Genomic DNA, 15,679 nt, shown 5'->3' with positions numbered 1-15,679 from the left:
TTTTAAGACATCGCGCTCCTCAGTCATCTGCGCCAGCTCACGCTTGAGCCTCCGGTTCTCAGCCTCATGGTCCACAGATGATGCTTGTGACGCGGCCTTCGCGTAAAACTTCATCCATTTGCAAAGCGAGTAAGTACTAACCCCTAAACGGTCTGAAACCTCACGAACTGGATATCAACGTACCGTGATCTGATGCGCCGCATCACGTTTGAAGTCTTCACTGGAATTTAGCTTCCCCAGAACGGCCTCCTTGCCTCAAAGTTAGGGAAAAAAATCCCTACATTACTCAGAACTAGTCAGTTTAAGATGCCATTGCAGCCGCACCAAAACAGTCTCGAAAACGCTCCCTTGCAAGATTTAACAAATATCTCCCACTCGCCATACAAAGATCCTTCGCCCTGCTCCTCCAACATACTTTAAACACAATGACTCTACAAAATGGATGCACGAAATCGATCAACAAAAAAGTCGGTCAAGGTTCGTATGCGTGCAGGAACGATGTCACCGGCTGGGCGAATAACTGAGATCATACTATCCGTTGAAACGTCTCGATATTCATCTAATAGAGGTGATAACTTTCCCGCTTCTAAATCAGCGCCCACTAAAAACATTGGCAACCAAGCGATTCCTAGGCTCGCGAGACATGCCGCATGTAGGGCCTCAATTGAGTTACATGCAAAGCCTCGGCCAAGCTGAAAGCGGGTAGCACCTTGGGACTTCAATCCCCATTCATTAAATGCACTAGAGACATTCAGACGCAAGCATGCGTGATTAATCAAATCTTCAGGTACAGCCGGCGTGCCCCTGCGTCGCACATATTCTGGCGAGGCACATACGATGCGCCGGTTGGTCAACAATTTCACCGCGACAAGGCTAGAGTCCGGAAGGGCTGCATTGCGCACAGCTAGATCGAAATTACCCCGAACAATATCCACGACGGCATCGGTTAGTGTCAGATCTACTTCGATTTCGGGGTGCTGCTTCATGAAATCGACAATTGCAGGAACGACGTGCATCTGCCCAAATGCGTTTGATGTCGTCAGCCTTATCTTACCTTGTAGTTTTGCGCTGCCATCCGAGATTTCGCTTTCAAGCACTGTAATACGCGCCATGATCTCACGAGCTTCGGCCACATAGCGTTCCCCCGCCTGCGTAAGGCGCATGCTGCGCGTGGTGCGGATAAGCAGTTGTGCCCCGAGCCGTTCTTCAAGCTGGCTCACACGCTTACTCACAGCAGAATGTGTTTGACCAATGGCGCGTGCGGCAGCGGAAAACCCACCCTCATCCACCACAGCCAAAAGCAATGCCATATCCAAATCATGTCTCATCTGTTCCATATCGGCACAGGTTTTGCGCCATTTCAAGGAATTATCAAAACAAAACTAATCTGAGAGATTTGATCTGTTCCTTAAACACGGATGGAGACCAATCATGAACATTGCAATTCAGTCCCTTATTGATCGTCACACCACTCAAAAGGTCACCCAATGCGGTGGTGGCTGCCGTTGTACAAAACCGAAAAATCCAAACGCCGATATGGCTGATCTGCGCATGTACAATTGTTGTGTCAGCATTACATCTGCGCAAACAACTGATGATGTCGTTGTCGTAAAATGGAGTGACGGGACAACAGATCAGTTTCACCACGGCTGGCTACGAGAAAATGACCCCAGCCCGGCTTCGCGGCACCCTATTTCGCGGGAACGCATTGTAAAGCCGCTCTCAATCCCAGCGTTTATTCGCCCCAAATCCGTCTGCGTTCACTCGAATGGCGCTTTGTCGGTGACTTGGTCCGAACACAACAGCAACCACACAAGCTTATTTGATGCGGGTTGGCTGCGAGCGCACAGCTATTGTGGTTCTAAATCAACGCAAACACCCAACCAAACACGCCCAGATCGTCCCAGCCCCGCCATTGCTGTTTGGCACGATTTGCTTTCATCGCAAGACGCTCTTCGAAACTGGCTCGATAGTTACCTGTTGTCAGGCTGGTCCATTGTCGTTGGCGTGCCACATGAGGATGGCGCAGCTGTCAAGCTCGGCCAACGTATTGGCACCGTTCGGTCAAGCAATTTCGGCTTCAGTTTCGACGTCAAATCTAAGGCAGAACCAATTTCGAACGCCTACACATCGGGGTTCTTACCGCTGCATACTGACCTGCCGCACTATCAAATGCCGCCCGGTTTACAAATACTACACTGCCTTCAAAACGAAGCCGAAGGAGGTGAGTCGCTGCTTGCAGATGGCCTTGCAGTCGCCGATTTATTGGCCCGAGAAGAGCCCGAAACATTCAGGATTTTAACAAACACAACGGTGCCGTATCGCTTTCAGGACGCCGATAGCGACTACATCACGCGCCATCCGATCATTGAATGCGACGAGACCGGGCACCCCGTGTATATCAACTGGTCCAACAGTACGATCGCCCCGCTCGATACCCCCTTTGATGCGATGCCCGCACTACGGGCTGCAATTCGGCGATTTGTAACGCTGATCGAATCCCCCCGCTTTTTGATCGAGCGCAAATTGCGACCGGGGGAAGCGTTGGTTTTTGACAACCGGCGCATGTTGCATGGCCGGACGGCCTTTCAACCCGAAACGGGCGCGCGCCATCTACAAGGGTGCTACCTCGATACCTCCGAAGTTTTAAGCCGCCGCGAAGTCCTGACGCGTCGCAACTCAGACCTCGCGTTCGCATAATATCAACGGAAGCACCTTGCACTGGCAAGATGCTTCTCCCCTGCCATTGGAGGCAAATTCAATGTCCATGACATCAACATCAACGTCTGTCCCAGAACAGGCGAAACTGCCCGAAATCATCCGTGTTTTCAGCTTTATACTATTCGGCGTCCTCGCCTTTGGCCTCGCAACAGGTGGGCTATTTCCGATCATCGGACTGCGCCTTCAAGAAGACGGTGCAAGCGATCTTGTGATCGGCCTGATCACGTCTGTATTCTTTGCAGGCACATTCGCGGGATCAATCCTAACCGAACGCATCCTCGCCCGCATTCGACACATTCGCACATTCTCGCTCCTTGCGGCCACGGCTGGGATCAGCACAATCGCATTGGCGCTTACTGATCTTCCAGCTGCATGGATCGGCTTGCGGTTCGTAACAGGCTTTTGCCTCGGCGGTTACTACGTCGTTGTTGAAAGCTGGATCAACTACGCCTCAACCAATAAAACCCGCGCCCGTAGCATGTCTGTCTATGAGGCGACCCGCATGCTTGGCATCGCTATCAGCCCATTTATTCTTGGGTTCGGCCTTGGTGGACAACCTTACATTTTGGCCGGGCTGTTGTTCGTTATCGCCGTCGTTCCGCTTGTTTTGTGCCCCTTGGACGAACCGCACCAAAACCCACCCGGCACGTTGCCATTCATGCGGCTCATCGCAGGCGCACCCCTTGGTGTGTTGGCGTGCTTCGTCTCAGGAACCGTGAATGCAGCGTTCTATGGGATGTCAGGCGTCTATGGTGAAAGAGCAGGCCTATCCACGACCGAGATCGCGATCTTCATCGCCGCCATGCTTATCGGCCCAACCTTCGCACACCCGATCATGGGCGCAGCTGCGGATCGCATAGGCCGATTGCCAATGCTGTTTTTGGCATCTGCTGTGTCGGCAACGGCCGCAATTTGGATCGCCGTCGCAGGCCCGGGCTTTCTCGGCTTGGTCGTGTTCAGCTTCGTTTTAGGCGGGTTCAGCCACCCGGTCTATTCGATTGGCGTTGCATACGTGAATGACAGGCTCGACCCCGGCGATTTTGTGCGCGCAGGTGGCGCGCTCCTTATCGCCTTCTGTCTCGGGACAACCGTTGGTCCAACAGCGGCCGCCATAACGATGTCCATATTGGGTGACGCAGGGCTGTACATCTTTCTCGCGGCTATCTTGATAACTGTCGCCATAGGTGCCGCATTCGCGGTGGCAAAGTCAGACAACACCGTCAGAGCATAGCAGTGTACGACCGGTAAAAAAACTTCGGCTGGCGCAATGGCCAGCCGAATATTTGTATCCTACCACATGCCGAGCCAAGTTTCCCCCGGCTGCGCGCGCGGTTAGTGCCCCAAAATCTGGCTCAGGAACAATTGGGTCCGTGGGCTTTGTGGGTTGTTAAAGAACGCCTCTGGCTCGTTCTGCTCAACGATTTGGCCCGCATCCATAAAGATCACACGGTTGGCGACCTGACGGGCAAAGCCCATTTCGTGGGTCACACACAGCATCGTCATGCCTTCTTCGGCCAGCTCGATCATCGTATCGAGAACTTCCTTGATCATCTCCGGGTCCAAGGCCGACGTGGGTTCATCGAACAACATGATCCGTGGCTTCATGCACAGGCTGCGCGCGATGGCGACACGTTGCTGTTGGCCCCCCGACAACTGTCCGGGGTATTTGTTCGCCTGATCCGGGATCTTGACCTTTTCAAGGAAATGCATCGCCGTTTCTTCGGCCTCTTTCTTGGGTGTTTTACGTACCCAGATCGGCGCCAAAGTGCAGTTTTCCAAAATTGTCAGGTGCGGGAACAGGTTGAAGTGCTGAAAGCACATGCCCACCTCAGACCGGATCTTGTCGATGTTTTTCAGGTCCGACGACAACATCGTACCATCCACTTCGATAGAGCCCTGCTGGTGCTCTTCCAATGCGTTGATGCACCGGATCAACGTCGATTTCCCTGACCCCGACGGGCCACAGATCACGATACGTTCGCCTCGGTTTACGGTCAGATCAATGTCGCGCAGAACGTGGAACGTCCCGTACCACTTGTTCATCTTGTTGATCGTGATCGCGATCTCGTCCGAGACCTTCATTTGTGTTGCTTGTTCAGCCATTGGACTGGCCTCCTATATATGCCCGAGCGCTGTGCGCCCTAGGGAAATGTTAACGGTGATCTGTCGCGAGGCGACGTTCCAACCATTGCGAATATTGCGAGATGCCGTAGCAAACGATGAAGAACAGCAGGGCCGCAAAGCCAAAGAGTTCCCAGTAAACACCGTTCCATTCGGTCGAGGCCAAGATCGGCCCGCGGACCATGCCCACAAGATCAAACATCGAGATCACCGAGACCAATGTGGTGTCTTTGAACAGCCCCACGGCCACGTTTACGATCCCCGGAATGGAGATTTTCAACGCTTGCGGCAGGATGATCAGACGCATCGCTTGGGGGTAATCCAGGCCAAGGCTATCGGCGGCTTCGTACTGCCCCTTGGGCAAGGCTGCGAGACCACCGCGGATGACTTCGGCAATATAGGCCGCCGAGAACATCGTGATCATGATCACAACCCGCAAGAACAGATCCACGCCAGAACCGGGCGGGAAGAAATACGCCAGCATAACGTTTGCAACAAACAACAGTGTAATCAGCGGCACGCCCCGGATGAATTCGATGAAGACCACGCAAACCCATTTGATCAACGGCATGCTAGACTGACGCCCCAACGCCAACACGATCCCCAACGGCACCGACAGTGACACGCAGGTCACCCCCAACATCATGTTGAGCATAAAGCCCCCCATGTAGCGGCTGGGCACGGCTGTCAGCATCGCAGTGTCAGATGCCGTGTCTGGGATCAGCCAACCGCCGATCGTCCAGATGACAAAGGCCGCCACAATGCCCCCGAAAAAGCCCGCCGCAAAGCTGCCTTTGACCAGACGTTGGTAGACGACATAGCCGCCTGCCACCCCAACCAGCGCGAGGATCGGAACGAAAATCGTACCGCCCCACAGCAGATAATAGGCAATGAACGGATAAAGCGCCGTGAACGCCAGCAGCTTGCGCGGCAGGTCGAAAAACAAAACCGGGGCGATCGCGACGAACATCAGCACAAGCGCCAGTGTCGGACGCCAGTATTGGTCCTCGGGGTATTGGAACCCGAAAATCAACTGGTTCCAGCGTTCGGACAGTACGGCAAAACAAGCCGCAGATTCCCCGCCCAGGATCTCGCGGCAGGCTGCAAAGCTTGGCGCATCCCAGATGCCGCCTGCGATCCATGGCAGGACCGCCGATAGGACAGTATAGATAAGATACAGCGCGACCAACGTCAGCAGGCCGTTGAGCGGCGTGGAAAAGAGCTGATCTTTGATCCACTTGGTCACCCCTGCCGCGTCGTTGGGCGGTGGGGCTGTAGGGACCTCTTGGGTCCGCACGAAAGCGACGGAATTTGCATGTATATCTGACATGGTTCTCAGCGCTCCTTCAGCTTGACGGAGTTATTGTAGACATTCATCACCGCAGAAATCAGCAACGAGATTGTCAGATAGAATAGCATCATCAAAACGACGCATTCGATGGCCCGACCTGTCTGGTTCAAAGTGATCCCGCCCAATGTCGCCGTGACATCAGCGTAGCCCACCAAAATCGCCAGCGATGAGTTTTTGGTGATGTTGAGATATTGCGAAATCAGCGGCGGAATGATCACCCGCAACGCCTGTGGCAGCACCACAAGGCTCATGACTTTGCCAGACCGCAACCCCAGCGCCGAGGCCGCTTCGGATTGCCCACGTGACACCGCCTGAATACCCGCACGCACGTTTTCAGCGATAAAAGCACCGGTGTAGATCGACAGCGCGAACCAGATCGCGATCAACGGGGCGCCGATTTGGATCCCTCCACGCAGGTTGAACCGGTTGGCCAGCGGATCCGGCATATCCAACCCGATGGGTTGCCCCATCACGAAAAACGTAAGGATCGCAGGCACAAACAAGATCGCCAAAGACGGCCACCCCATGGGCAACAATTTACCCGTTCTATAGAGCAGTTTCGTCGCATAGCTCCGGTAGACAAACACCGCCGCAATCGACAAAAAGAACACCGCAACCACCACCTTCGATCCGGGGCCCCAGATCGGCGCGGGCGCGTAAACGCCACGGTTGGTAAAGGCGAACATCCCAAACAGCATGTCGATTTCTGGATCTTCGCCCAGATAGGGCCGCGCGCCCGGCATCGACACCGTCATGATGCCGAAGATAATCAAGATCCAGATCAGCACTGGAATATTGCGGAAAATCTCGACGTAAAACGCCATGACCTTGGACACCAACCAATTGTTGGACAATCTCAAGACACCGGCCAAAACCCCAAAGACCGTCGCCATCAAGCAAGCCAGAACCGCCACCAGCAACGTATTGAGAATACCGACCACAGCAGCACGCGCATTCGAATCCTGGCTGCCGTATTCGATCAGACGTTGGTTAATGTCGTAGCCTGCGGTCGACTGCAGGAACGAAAAGTCGATCCTTAGGCCTTGCGCCTGAAGGTTCGCGGCCACGTTGCTATACAGATAGCCAAATGAGAGCGCCAAAACGATGAAGGCGATCACCTGAAATGTCATCGATCGATAGCGTGTATCGTTGATCAACATAGACAGATGGAACGACGCCCGTGGTGGGTCGGTCAGTGTCGTCATTGAGATTTTCCCCGTGGTTCCGACCTTGAGTTAACGGGTGTTTTGCACACCTCGGTGGTCGGGATTTGGTTTTATTGGGTCGTCAAAAACTAAGGGCGCAGGAATGTCCCTGCGCCCTTGGCGGTGTGTATTTTAGCGGAAGGGCGGAGAGTAGATCAGCCCGCCGTCAGTCCACTGGCCGTTCAACCCGCGGGCCAGACCAATCGGCGTTTCTTCGCCGATGTTCTTGGCAAAGACTTCACCGTAGTTGCCGCCTGCCGCGATTGCGCGCATGGCCCAATCTGCGTCAAGGCCCAGCATCTCGCCCAAGGTGCCTTCGGTACCCAACAAGCGCGCAACTTCGGGGTTACCCGTATTGGCGGCCATTTCGGTGACGTTCGCAGAGGTCACGTCCAGCTCTTCGGCTGTCATCAGCGCGTTCATTGTCCAACGGACAACGTCAGCCCATTCATCATCGCCGTGGCGCACAAGCGGGCCGAGTGGCTCTTTTGAGATGATTTCAGGCAGCAGAACGTGATCACCTGGTGTTTCGAATGTGGCACGTGTAGACGCCAGACCCGATGCATCTGTTGTGTAGGTGTCGCATGCGCCGGCAAGGTACTGCTGCTGGCCTTCTGCGTTGGTTTCGATTGGCACGGGCTCATAGCTGATGTTGTTGGCACGGAAGAAATCCGCCAGGTTCAGCTCTGTTGTTGTGCCGGTCTGGATACAGACAGTCGCGCCGTCCAGTTCTTTTGCAGAAGACACGCCAAGCGATTTAGGAACCATAAAGCCCTGACCGTCATAGTAGTTCACACCAACAAAGGTGAACTTCAGGTCAACGTCGCGGCTAAACGTCCAGGTGGTGTTACGCGCCAACATGTCCAGTTCGCCGGACGCAAGCGCCGTGAACCGTGTTTTGGTGGTTGTCGGGATAAACTCAACCGCGGTTGGGTCGCCCAAAACGGCAGCTGCAACAGCGCGGCAAACCGCAACGTCAAAGCCTTTCCATTCGCCATTCGCATCTGGTGCCGCAAAGCCAACCAAGCCGGTGCTTACGCCACAGTTCAGTTTGCCACGTGTTTTCACATCGTCCAATGTGCCGGCAGCAGCCGCGGTGGCCGATAGGCCCGCAACGGTCAATGCGCCGAGAATTACTGTTTTTTTCATTTTTACCTCTTCCTGATTTTCCACGCAATTCACGCGGTTCAACCGGCAATCGTTAAGCCGGAGGCTACATGCAGAGTTAGCCCCTACAAGTGGCAAACATATTGGTCTCAATCAGTCAAAAAGGTCAAGTGCACGAAGCTGAAAATGGGGTCAGGTCAAAGGCGACGTAAAGGAATGCCCAATGCGGATGCTATAGGCCCACATTTGAGAGATCGAAAACAACCTTAGCGTGTTTAAAGTCTCCGAATTTCACAGCAACAGCGGCTTCTGCGTCGTCATCGCGCCCCCATTGCTCACTTTGCCATATTTCATCCAGACGGGAAATGTCCCAAATCCGCGCGATATCGTATAAATCTTGCGCGGCGGCAAAGCCTAGAATCAGCGATCCAGACAGGCTCACAAGATCGTGAAACGCCGTCAGTTGGAAAACGGGCAACGCCTGCACACGCGCCGATAGCCGCGCCAAGGCAGCCGCGTCTTGTGGCACATGCATCACCCCCGACCGGGCTGCCAGCCGCGCATCCAATTGCATCTCGGCCCAGTCCAAGATCGGGTCCCAGTGTTGGGCCTGCCGCGCGACCAATTCCACCGGCTGTTCCGCGCGATAACACAGCAAATCACTGTCGCCATATGCGGCCAACATCTCGGCAACTTCGGCGTGCTGAACGGTCACTTTATCCAGCGCCGCATTTGCGGTGCGGGTAAAGGGCATCGCCTGCGGGTCGATCGCATCGTCTTGCGCATCCCATTCGGCAGCCACAGCGTCTGCCAAGGGCCGAGTGGGCACGGTCAACGCGCGTTTGGCTGGTGTCTTGACGGCCCGGCCATCCAACGTGATCGCGAAACCGTCGGCCGTGTCCTCAATGGCCACGGTCGTCCAAAACCGCTTTGTTTTCCATTCGCTCATGCCGGGATCCCCCACTGTGCGTCCAACGCACCGTCCAAATCGTCAAAGTTATGCAAGATAGTTTGCGCGGCCCCCAAGGCGGTCACCGGGTGGTACCCCCAGCTGACCCCAAACCCCGTCACGCCCGCAGACGCCGCCATATCCATGTCAAAGCTGGTGTCCCCGATCATCACCGTTTGCGCAGGCGTCACGCCAGTTTCGGCCATCGCCTCAAGGATCATCGAGGGGTGCGGTTTGGAGGGGTGAAAATCCGCGACCTGCTGGGTCACGAATATGCCCTGCAGATCGTGGGCCTCGATCAGCTTGTCCAAACCGCGCTTGGATTTCCCCGTCGCCACCCCAAGCAACACATTGGGTTGCTGATGCACCCTGTCTAGTGCCGCGCGCGCACCGGGGTATAACGGCGAAGATTGCGCCGCGCCCGATTTGGCACGCAACGCCACATAGGCGTCTTTGTAGGCCTCAACCATGCGGCCGTGATCCGCACCGGGGGCTAGTCGGGCCATCGCAACATCCAGCGACAACCCAACAATCCCCAAAACGCGGGCCCGGTCGGGGGACGGCAAATCAACGGCTGCAAACGCGCCCGCCATCGCCGCTAATATATCAGCCTGACTGTCCACCAACGTGCCGTCCACATCGAAAATCACCAACCGCAAGTCGTTGGGCATCACAAGGCCTCGAACGGGTCTTCCGCAGCCAGATCTTCTGTCCAACCGAAGGTATCCCAACTACCCGCCATATGGTCGGGCAACGGCGCCGTGACCGTGATGATCTTGCCAGTTTCGGGCTGTTGAAACCGCATCATCCGCGCATGCAAGTGCAGCTTTTTGGAAATGATCCCGCCCAGCTGTGCGCCCCATCCGTCGCCAAGGTTTTCCTGGCCAGACCCACCGTATTTGCCATCGCCAATGATCGGATGCCCGATTTCGGCCATATGCGCACGTAGCTGATGCGTGCGTCCGGTGATTGGTTCCATCGCGACCCAAGAGGCGCGCGCGCCCACCCGGTAGAGCGTCGCATAAAGCGAATGCGCCCGTTTGGCCCCCGGCGTGCTGTCAATTTCGCGCGGATGAACCGCGATCATCTTTTCGCCTTCGCCGCCCGCACCACGGCCCGCTGCCTTGACCAACCCAAACCGAATCTCGCCCAAGTACGGCGTTGGCACACCTGCCACCAAAGCCCAATAGATCTTGCGCGTTTCTTTGTGGCGCATCGACGCCGTCAACGCTTTGGCCGCCAGCCGCGTGCGCGCCAACAGCAACACACCCGATGTATCCTTGTCCAACCGGTGCACAAGGCGCGGTTTTTCATCAAACCCAAAGGTCAATGCCTCGGCCATACCATCGACGTGACGCGTCTGTTTTGAGCCGCCTTGCGTCGGCAACCCCGGCGGTTTGTTGAGCGCAATCACATGATCATCGCGGTAAATCACGCAAGATTGGATAAGCTTGGTGTCCGCATCTGACAGGGTCTTCCGGTCTGGCATCGGCGCTGCGGTGTCGGGCAACGGCGGCACGCGCACCTCCTGCCCCGCCTCAAGACGTGTGGCCGCCTTGACGCGCCCGCCATTCACGCGGATCTCGCCTTTGCGACACATCTTTTCGACGCGCCCCTGCGGCACATGCGGAAACATCCGCCGAAACCAACGGTCCAACCGTTGATCTGCATCATCGGCCCCAACGGTCAGTGTCTGAACCCGGCTCATACCCATACCCCGCGCGCCAACCAGAGCCCCAGCATCAGCCCGCCAATCGACAGCCCAACAGAGGCCAGCACATAGAGCGTCGCCGCCCCGATATCGCCGCGTTCAATCAAGGTCACAGTCTCCAGTGAAAAGGTCGAGAACGTCGTGAACCCGCCCAGCATACCTGTCATCAAAAAGGGGCTCATGTGGGTCAGACCCTTGTGTGCAGCCAACACCACAAAGACCCCCATCAAGATCGACCCCAAAATATTCGCCATCATGATTGCCAGGGGAAATTCCGATGGCCCAACCAAACGAAACACGCCAACGCCCCACAGATATCGCAGGGACGCACCAAGCGCCCCACCGAGCGCGACAAAGATCACAGAATGCATCATGGGCGGTCTGTCCCGCACATACCCGTGATTGTCAAGTTTCGCGCCCGTATCCGCCTATCTACTGGGGTCGTCCAAAACACAGCTTCGCCATCATTTGTCATGATCGGAATTTCCATACATCAAAGTCTAGGCTACATATCTGCACATGACTGATCTTTTCGGCGCCCCGCCTGACCAACCCCAACCCGCAACGCCGCAACCCCGCGACCGTCCTTTGGCGGACCGCCTGCGCCCGGCCCAGCTGGCCGACGTCATTGGCCAAGACCACCTGTTGTCGCCGGACGCGCCACTGGGGGCCATGTTGGCGGCTAATGCGCTGTCGTCGCTGATATTTTGGGGGCCGCCCGGTGTCGGAAAAACGACGATCGCCCGGTTGCTTGCCGATGCGTCAGACCGAGCCTTTGTGCAAATCAGCGCGATTTTTTCAGGCGTGGCCGAACTGCGCAAGGTCTTTGAGGCCGCAAAAACGCGGGCGCGTATTGGGCAAGGCACCCTGCTGTTTGTCGACGAAATCCACCGGTTCAACAAAGCCCAGCAAGACGGCTTTCTGCCACACATGGAAGACGGCACCATCGTTTTGGTCGGCGCCACGACGGAAAATCCGTCATTCGAGTTGAATTCAGCTTTGTTGTCGCGGTCGCAGGTGTTGGTTTTGCGTCGTCTCGACAGCCCGGCATTGGCCGAATTGATGACGCGCGCAGAACATATGTTAGGGGTGGACCTGCCGCTGGCCCCCGACGCCCGCACCACGCTGCTGGATATGGCAGATGGCGATGGTCGCGCCTTGTTGAACCTGATCGAACAGGTCTCTACGATCACGACCGACACCCCGCTAAAGCCCAAAGAGCTCGCCGATCGGTTGCAGCGCCGTGCCGCCCAATATGACAAATCAGGCGACGGACATTACAATTTGATTTCGGCGTTGCACAAATCGGTTCGCGGGTCAGACCCGGATGCGGCCATGTATTGGTTGGCCCGGATGTTGACCGCGGGCGAAGACCCACGGTTTTTGGCGCGCCGCATCACACGCATGGCCGTCGAAGATATTGGTCTCGCAGATCCGCAAGCCAACCGTCTGTGTTTGGATGCGTGGGCCACCTATGAACGCCTCGGGTCGCCCGAAGGGGAATTGGCGCTGGGGCAGGCTGTCGTGTACCTTGCCTTGGCCCCCAAATCCAACGCGGCCTATGTTGCGTTCAAGCAAGCGATGAAATTGGCCAAACAAACGGGGTCTGAACCGCCCCCCAAACACATCCTAAACGCACCAACCTCGTTGATGAAAGACCAAGGCTATGGGGATGGCTATGCCTATGATCACGATGCCGAAGATGGGTTTTCTGGGCAGCACTACTTCCCCGATGATATGGAACGCCCGGTTTTGTATGCCCCGCCAGAACGTGGCTACGAACGGGAAATGAAAAAACGCGTGGAGTATTTCGAAAAGCTTCGAGACAAGCGCAAAGCAAAATGAGATCTCGCACGTGATTTATCGGGCGGTGTTTGCAAGGGGTGACACATGCCTTGCGAAAACGGCCAGTGCCCGCATATCTCCCCCGAAATGCAAAAGGCCCCCGCATCCGCGAGGGCCCTTTCACCACATCCAATGGACGGGTCTTATTCTTCGGCTGCGTCCTCGGCTGCCAGACGTGCTTTGTCAGCTGCACCTTTGGCATCGCGGTCACGATCAACAAATTCGATGATCGCCATAGGCGCCATGTCACCATACCGAAAGCCTGCTTTTAGCACGCGCACATAACCACCTTGGCGGTCCTTATAGCGTGGGCCAAGCACGTCAAACAATTTGGCAACGTATTGGTCTTGCTTCAATTTCGATGCGGCCTGACGACGGGCGTGCAGATCGCCACGTTTCGCCAATGTGATCATTTTTTCAATGATCGGGCGCAGTTCTTTTGCTTTTGGCAAGGTTGTTTTGATTTGCTCGTGCTCAATGAGCGAGCCCGCCATGTTCGCCCAAAGCGCCTTACGGTGCTCATGTGTGCGGTTTAGACGGCGGTATCCACGTGCGTGACGCATAGTATTTCTCCTAATGTGCCCTCTACGGGCGATTTTGCTTTGTCTGACCGGGTGATGCGTGTCACCCGGTTCTCCTTGGGGCCTGATGGCCCAATATGTCCCCGTTATGTGCGGGCATTCGAGAAGATCCCTTTAAAAGGAATCTTCGAATTTCTTGGCCAGATCTTCGATGTTGTCTGGCGGCCAGTCCTCGACGTCCATGCCAAGGTGCAAGCCCATACCCGACAGCACTTCTTTGATCTCGTTCAAAGACTTGCGGCCAAAGTTCGGCGTGCGCAGCATTTCGGCTTCGGTTTTCTGGATGAGATCGCCAATATATACGATATTGTCGTTCTTCAGGCAGTTCGCCGACCGGACAGACAGTTCCAGCTCGTCCACTTTCTTGAGCAGCAGTGGGTTGAACTCAAGACCGTCGTCTTCGTCCGCACGGGATGCGGATTCAGGCTCGTCAAAGTTCACAAAGATGCCCAGCTGGTCTTGCAAAATGCGCGCTGCAAAAGCGACCGCGTCATCCGGTGTGATCGACCCGTCTGTGTCCACTTTCATGGTCAGCTTGTCGTAATCCAAGACTTGACCTTCACGGGTCGGTTGCACGTCATAGCTGACCTTTTTGACCGGCGAATAGATCGCATCAATTGGAATCAGACCAATGGGCGCGTCTTCCGGCTTGTTCTTTTCAGCCGAAACATAACCTTTACCCTGGTTCACGGTCAGTTCCATGTAGAGGTCGGCGCCGTCATCCAAGTGGCAAATCACATGATCGCGATTCAATACCTCAATGCCTGCACTTTCGGCGATATCACCAGCCGTCACCACACCTGGACCCTTGGCAGAAATCGACACACGCTTGGGCCCTTCGACCTCCATGCGGATGCTCACACCTTTGAGGTTCAAGATGATGTCGGTGACGTCTTCGCGCACACCAGCAACAGAAGAAAATTCGTGCAGAACGTTGTCGATCTGTACGGATGTGATCGCAGCCCCCTGCAACGACGACATCAAAACGCGGCGCAGCGCGTTGCCCATCGTCAAACCAAAGCCGCGCTCCAGCGGTTCGGCTGTGACTGTCGCCTGACGTGCCGGATCGTTGCCCGGTTTAACGTCCAGCTGTTGTGGCTTGATCAATTCAGCCCAATTCTTATGGATCATGCGTCCCTCCATTCTTGTCCAAGCCCCATGTCCCAAAAGGCGAAGACTCTCGAGGTTTCAAAAAAGCGTGTTGGGGCCGCGAGAAAACCCGCAACCCCAGTCGTAAAATCAAATTAAACGCGGCGACGCTTTGGTGGGCGGCAGCCGTTGTGCGCCATTGGCGTCACGTCACGGATCGACGTGATGTTGAACCCGGCAGCCGCCAACGCGCGCAATGCGCTTTCACGGCCAGACCCTGGGCCCTGCACTTCAACTTCGAGCGTTTTTACGCCGTGCTCTTGTGCCTTACGGCCCGCATCTTCCGCAGCCATCTGTGCCGCGTAAGGTGTGGATTTCCGCGAGCCCTTAAAGCCCATGGTGCCCGCAGACGACCATGAGATCGCATTGCCTTGCACATCAGAAATCAGGATTTTTGTGTTGTTAAAGGAGCTGTTCACATGCGCCACACCTGCGGCGATGTTCTTGCTGGCCTTTTTCTTAACGCGTACTCTATCACGTGCCATTGGTCAGACCCTCCCTTATTTCTTCTTACCAGCAATGGCCTTTGCGGGGCCTTTGCGAGTGCGTGCGTTGGTGTGGGTACGCTGACCGCGGACCGGCAAGTTGCGACGGTGACGCAGGCCACGGTAGCAGCCCAAGTCCATCAGACGCTTGATGTTCATCTGCGTGTCACGACGCAGGTCACCTTCGACGGTGTAATTCGCGTCGATGTGCTCGCGGACGGCCAAAACTTCGGCGTCAGACAATTCATTGACCCGGCGGGTCGCGGCGATACCAACAGCTTCGCAAATCGCTTTTGCAGAAGTGTTGCCGATACCAGTGATATAAGTGAGGGCGATTGGGACCCGCTTTGCAGTCGGGATGTTTACGCCGGCGATACGTGCCACGTGTCATATTCCTTTTCGTTGCGGGTCCGTAGTTCCAGACCCTTTTTTCACAACATAAGCCCGGAGCATC

16 protein-coding genes and 1 pseudogene are annotated in these 15,679 nt (G+C 55.7%); 3 read left to right on the top strand and 14 right to left on the bottom strand.

From position 1 onward, the window contains the following. Both ABJH13_RS00555 and ABJH13_RS00550 read right to left on the bottom strand, forming a co-directional pair. A pseudogene (locus tag ABJH13_RS00555) lies at window positions 1-240 on the bottom strand (transposase); the annotation flags it as partial. Window positions 241-431: 191 nt separating this feature from the next. Next, window positions 432-1,310 carry a LysR family transcriptional regulator gene (locus ABJH13_RS00550; protein ID WP_348404260.1) on the bottom strand — a complete coding sequence of 293 codons (879 nt, stop codon included), beginning with the start codon at window positions 1,308-1,310 and terminating at the stop codon, window positions 432-434. 121 nt (window positions 1,311-1,431) lie between these two features. Here ABJH13_RS00550 and ABJH13_RS00545 point away from each other — a divergent pair, with 121 nt between their 5' ends. Next, window positions 1,432-2,700 (top strand): TauD/TfdA family dioxygenase, encoded by a 1,269-nt coding sequence (locus tag ABJH13_RS00545; protein ID WP_348404259.1) that lies wholly within the window; start codon window positions 1,432-1,434, stop codon window positions 2,698-2,700. A gap of 61 nt (window positions 2,701-2,761) precedes the next feature. Further along, window positions 2,762-3,952, top strand: a complete 1,191-nt coding sequence (locus ABJH13_RS00540; RefSeq protein WP_348404258.1) for an MFS transporter — start codon at window positions 2,762-2,764, stop codon at window positions 3,950-3,952. Between the two features lie 101 nt (window positions 3,953-4,053). On the opposite strand, the gene ABJH13_RS00535 is transcribed toward ABJH13_RS00540, so the two are convergent. The 8 genes from ABJH13_RS00535 to crcB form a co-directional block, all read right to left on the bottom strand. Then, window positions 4,054-4,824, bottom strand: coding sequence for an amino acid ABC transporter ATP-binding protein (locus ABJH13_RS00535; protein WP_348404257.1), 771 nt, complete (start codon window positions 4,822-4,824; stop codon window positions 4,054-4,056). 49 nt (window positions 4,825-4,873) lie between these two features. Continuing rightward, the gene (locus ABJH13_RS00530) at window positions 4,874-6,172 is read right to left on the bottom strand and encodes an amino acid ABC transporter permease (protein WP_348404256.1); all 1,299 of its coding nucleotides are present in this window, start codon (window positions 6,170-6,172) and stop codon (window positions 4,874-4,876) included. A gap of 5 nt (window positions 6,173-6,177) precedes the next feature. Next, entirely contained in the window at window positions 6,178-7,398 is a 1,221-nt protein-coding gene (locus ABJH13_RS00525; RefSeq protein ID WP_348404255.1) for an ABC transporter permease subunit, read from the bottom strand. Between the two features lie 132 nt (window positions 7,399-7,530). Further along, window positions 7,531-8,547 carry an amino acid ABC transporter substrate-binding protein gene (locus tag ABJH13_RS00520; RefSeq protein WP_348404254.1) on the bottom strand — a complete coding sequence of 339 codons (1,017 nt, stop codon included), beginning with the start codon at window positions 8,545-8,547 and terminating at the stop codon, window positions 7,531-7,533. Window positions 8,548-8,737: 190 nt separating this feature from the next. Further along, window positions 8,738-9,454, bottom strand: a complete 717-nt coding sequence (locus tag ABJH13_RS00515; RefSeq protein ID WP_348404253.1) for an ATP12 family protein — start codon at window positions 9,452-9,454, stop codon at window positions 8,738-8,740. Then, window positions 9,451-10,125 (bottom strand): HAD-IA family hydrolase, encoded by a 675-nt coding sequence (locus ABJH13_RS00510; protein WP_348404252.1) that lies wholly within the window; start codon window positions 10,123-10,125, stop codon window positions 9,451-9,453. Before ABJH13_RS00510 ends, ABJH13_RS00515 begins: the two co-directional genes overlap by 4 nt. Next, window positions 10,125-11,162 carry an RluA family pseudouridine synthase gene (locus tag ABJH13_RS00505; RefSeq protein ID WP_348404251.1) on the bottom strand — a complete coding sequence of 346 codons (1,038 nt, stop codon included), beginning with the start codon at window positions 11,160-11,162 and terminating at the stop codon, window positions 10,125-10,127. The genes ABJH13_RS00510 and ABJH13_RS00505 overlap by 1 nt, the downstream gene beginning before the upstream one ends. Further along, entirely contained in the window at window positions 11,159-11,539 is a 381-nt protein-coding gene (gene crcB / locus ABJH13_RS00500) for a fluoride efflux transporter CrcB (protein ID WP_348404250.1), read from the bottom strand. The genes ABJH13_RS00505 and crcB overlap by 4 nt, the downstream gene beginning before the upstream one ends. Window positions 11,540-11,684: 145 nt before the next feature. Between crcB and ABJH13_RS00495 the strand changes: the two genes are divergently transcribed. After that, window positions 11,685-13,010 carry a replication-associated recombination protein A gene (locus tag ABJH13_RS00495; RefSeq protein ID WP_348404249.1) on the top strand — a complete coding sequence of 442 codons (1,326 nt, stop codon included), beginning with the start codon at window positions 11,685-11,687 and terminating at the stop codon, window positions 13,008-13,010. A 143-nt stretch (window positions 13,011-13,153) separates the two neighbouring features. On the opposite strand, the gene rplQ is transcribed toward ABJH13_RS00495, so the two are convergent. From rplQ to rpsM, 4 genes are all read right to left on the bottom strand, one after another. Continuing rightward, the gene (gene rplQ / locus ABJH13_RS00490; RefSeq protein WP_348404248.1) at window positions 13,154-13,573 is read right to left on the bottom strand and encodes a 50S ribosomal protein L17; all 420 of its coding nucleotides are present in this window, start codon (window positions 13,571-13,573) and stop codon (window positions 13,154-13,156) included. A gap of 132 nt (window positions 13,574-13,705) precedes the next feature. Next, on the bottom strand, window positions 13,706-14,722 hold the full coding sequence (locus ABJH13_RS00485; protein ID WP_348404247.1) for a DNA-directed RNA polymerase subunit alpha: 1,017 nt from the start codon (window positions 14,720-14,722) through the stop codon (window positions 13,706-13,708). Between the two features lie 113 nt (window positions 14,723-14,835). Continuing rightward, the gene (rpsK, locus tag ABJH13_RS00480; RefSeq protein WP_159974560.1) at window positions 14,836-15,225 is read right to left on the bottom strand and encodes a 30S ribosomal protein S11; all 390 of its coding nucleotides are present in this window, start codon (window positions 15,223-15,225) and stop codon (window positions 14,836-14,838) included. A 15-nt stretch (window positions 15,226-15,240) separates the two neighbouring features. Then, window positions 15,241-15,609, bottom strand: a complete 369-nt coding sequence (gene rpsM, locus ABJH13_RS00475; protein WP_348404246.1) for a 30S ribosomal protein S13 — start codon at window positions 15,607-15,609, stop codon at window positions 15,241-15,243. Window positions 15,610-15,679 lie beyond the last annotated feature (70 nt).

The sequence above is a fragment of the Roseobacter sp. genome, assembly GCF_039970775.1.
GTDB lineage: Bacteria > Pseudomonadota > Alphaproteobacteria > Rhodobacterales > Rhodobacteraceae > Roseobacter.
This window is presented reverse-complemented; position numbering and strand designations above follow the sequence as displayed.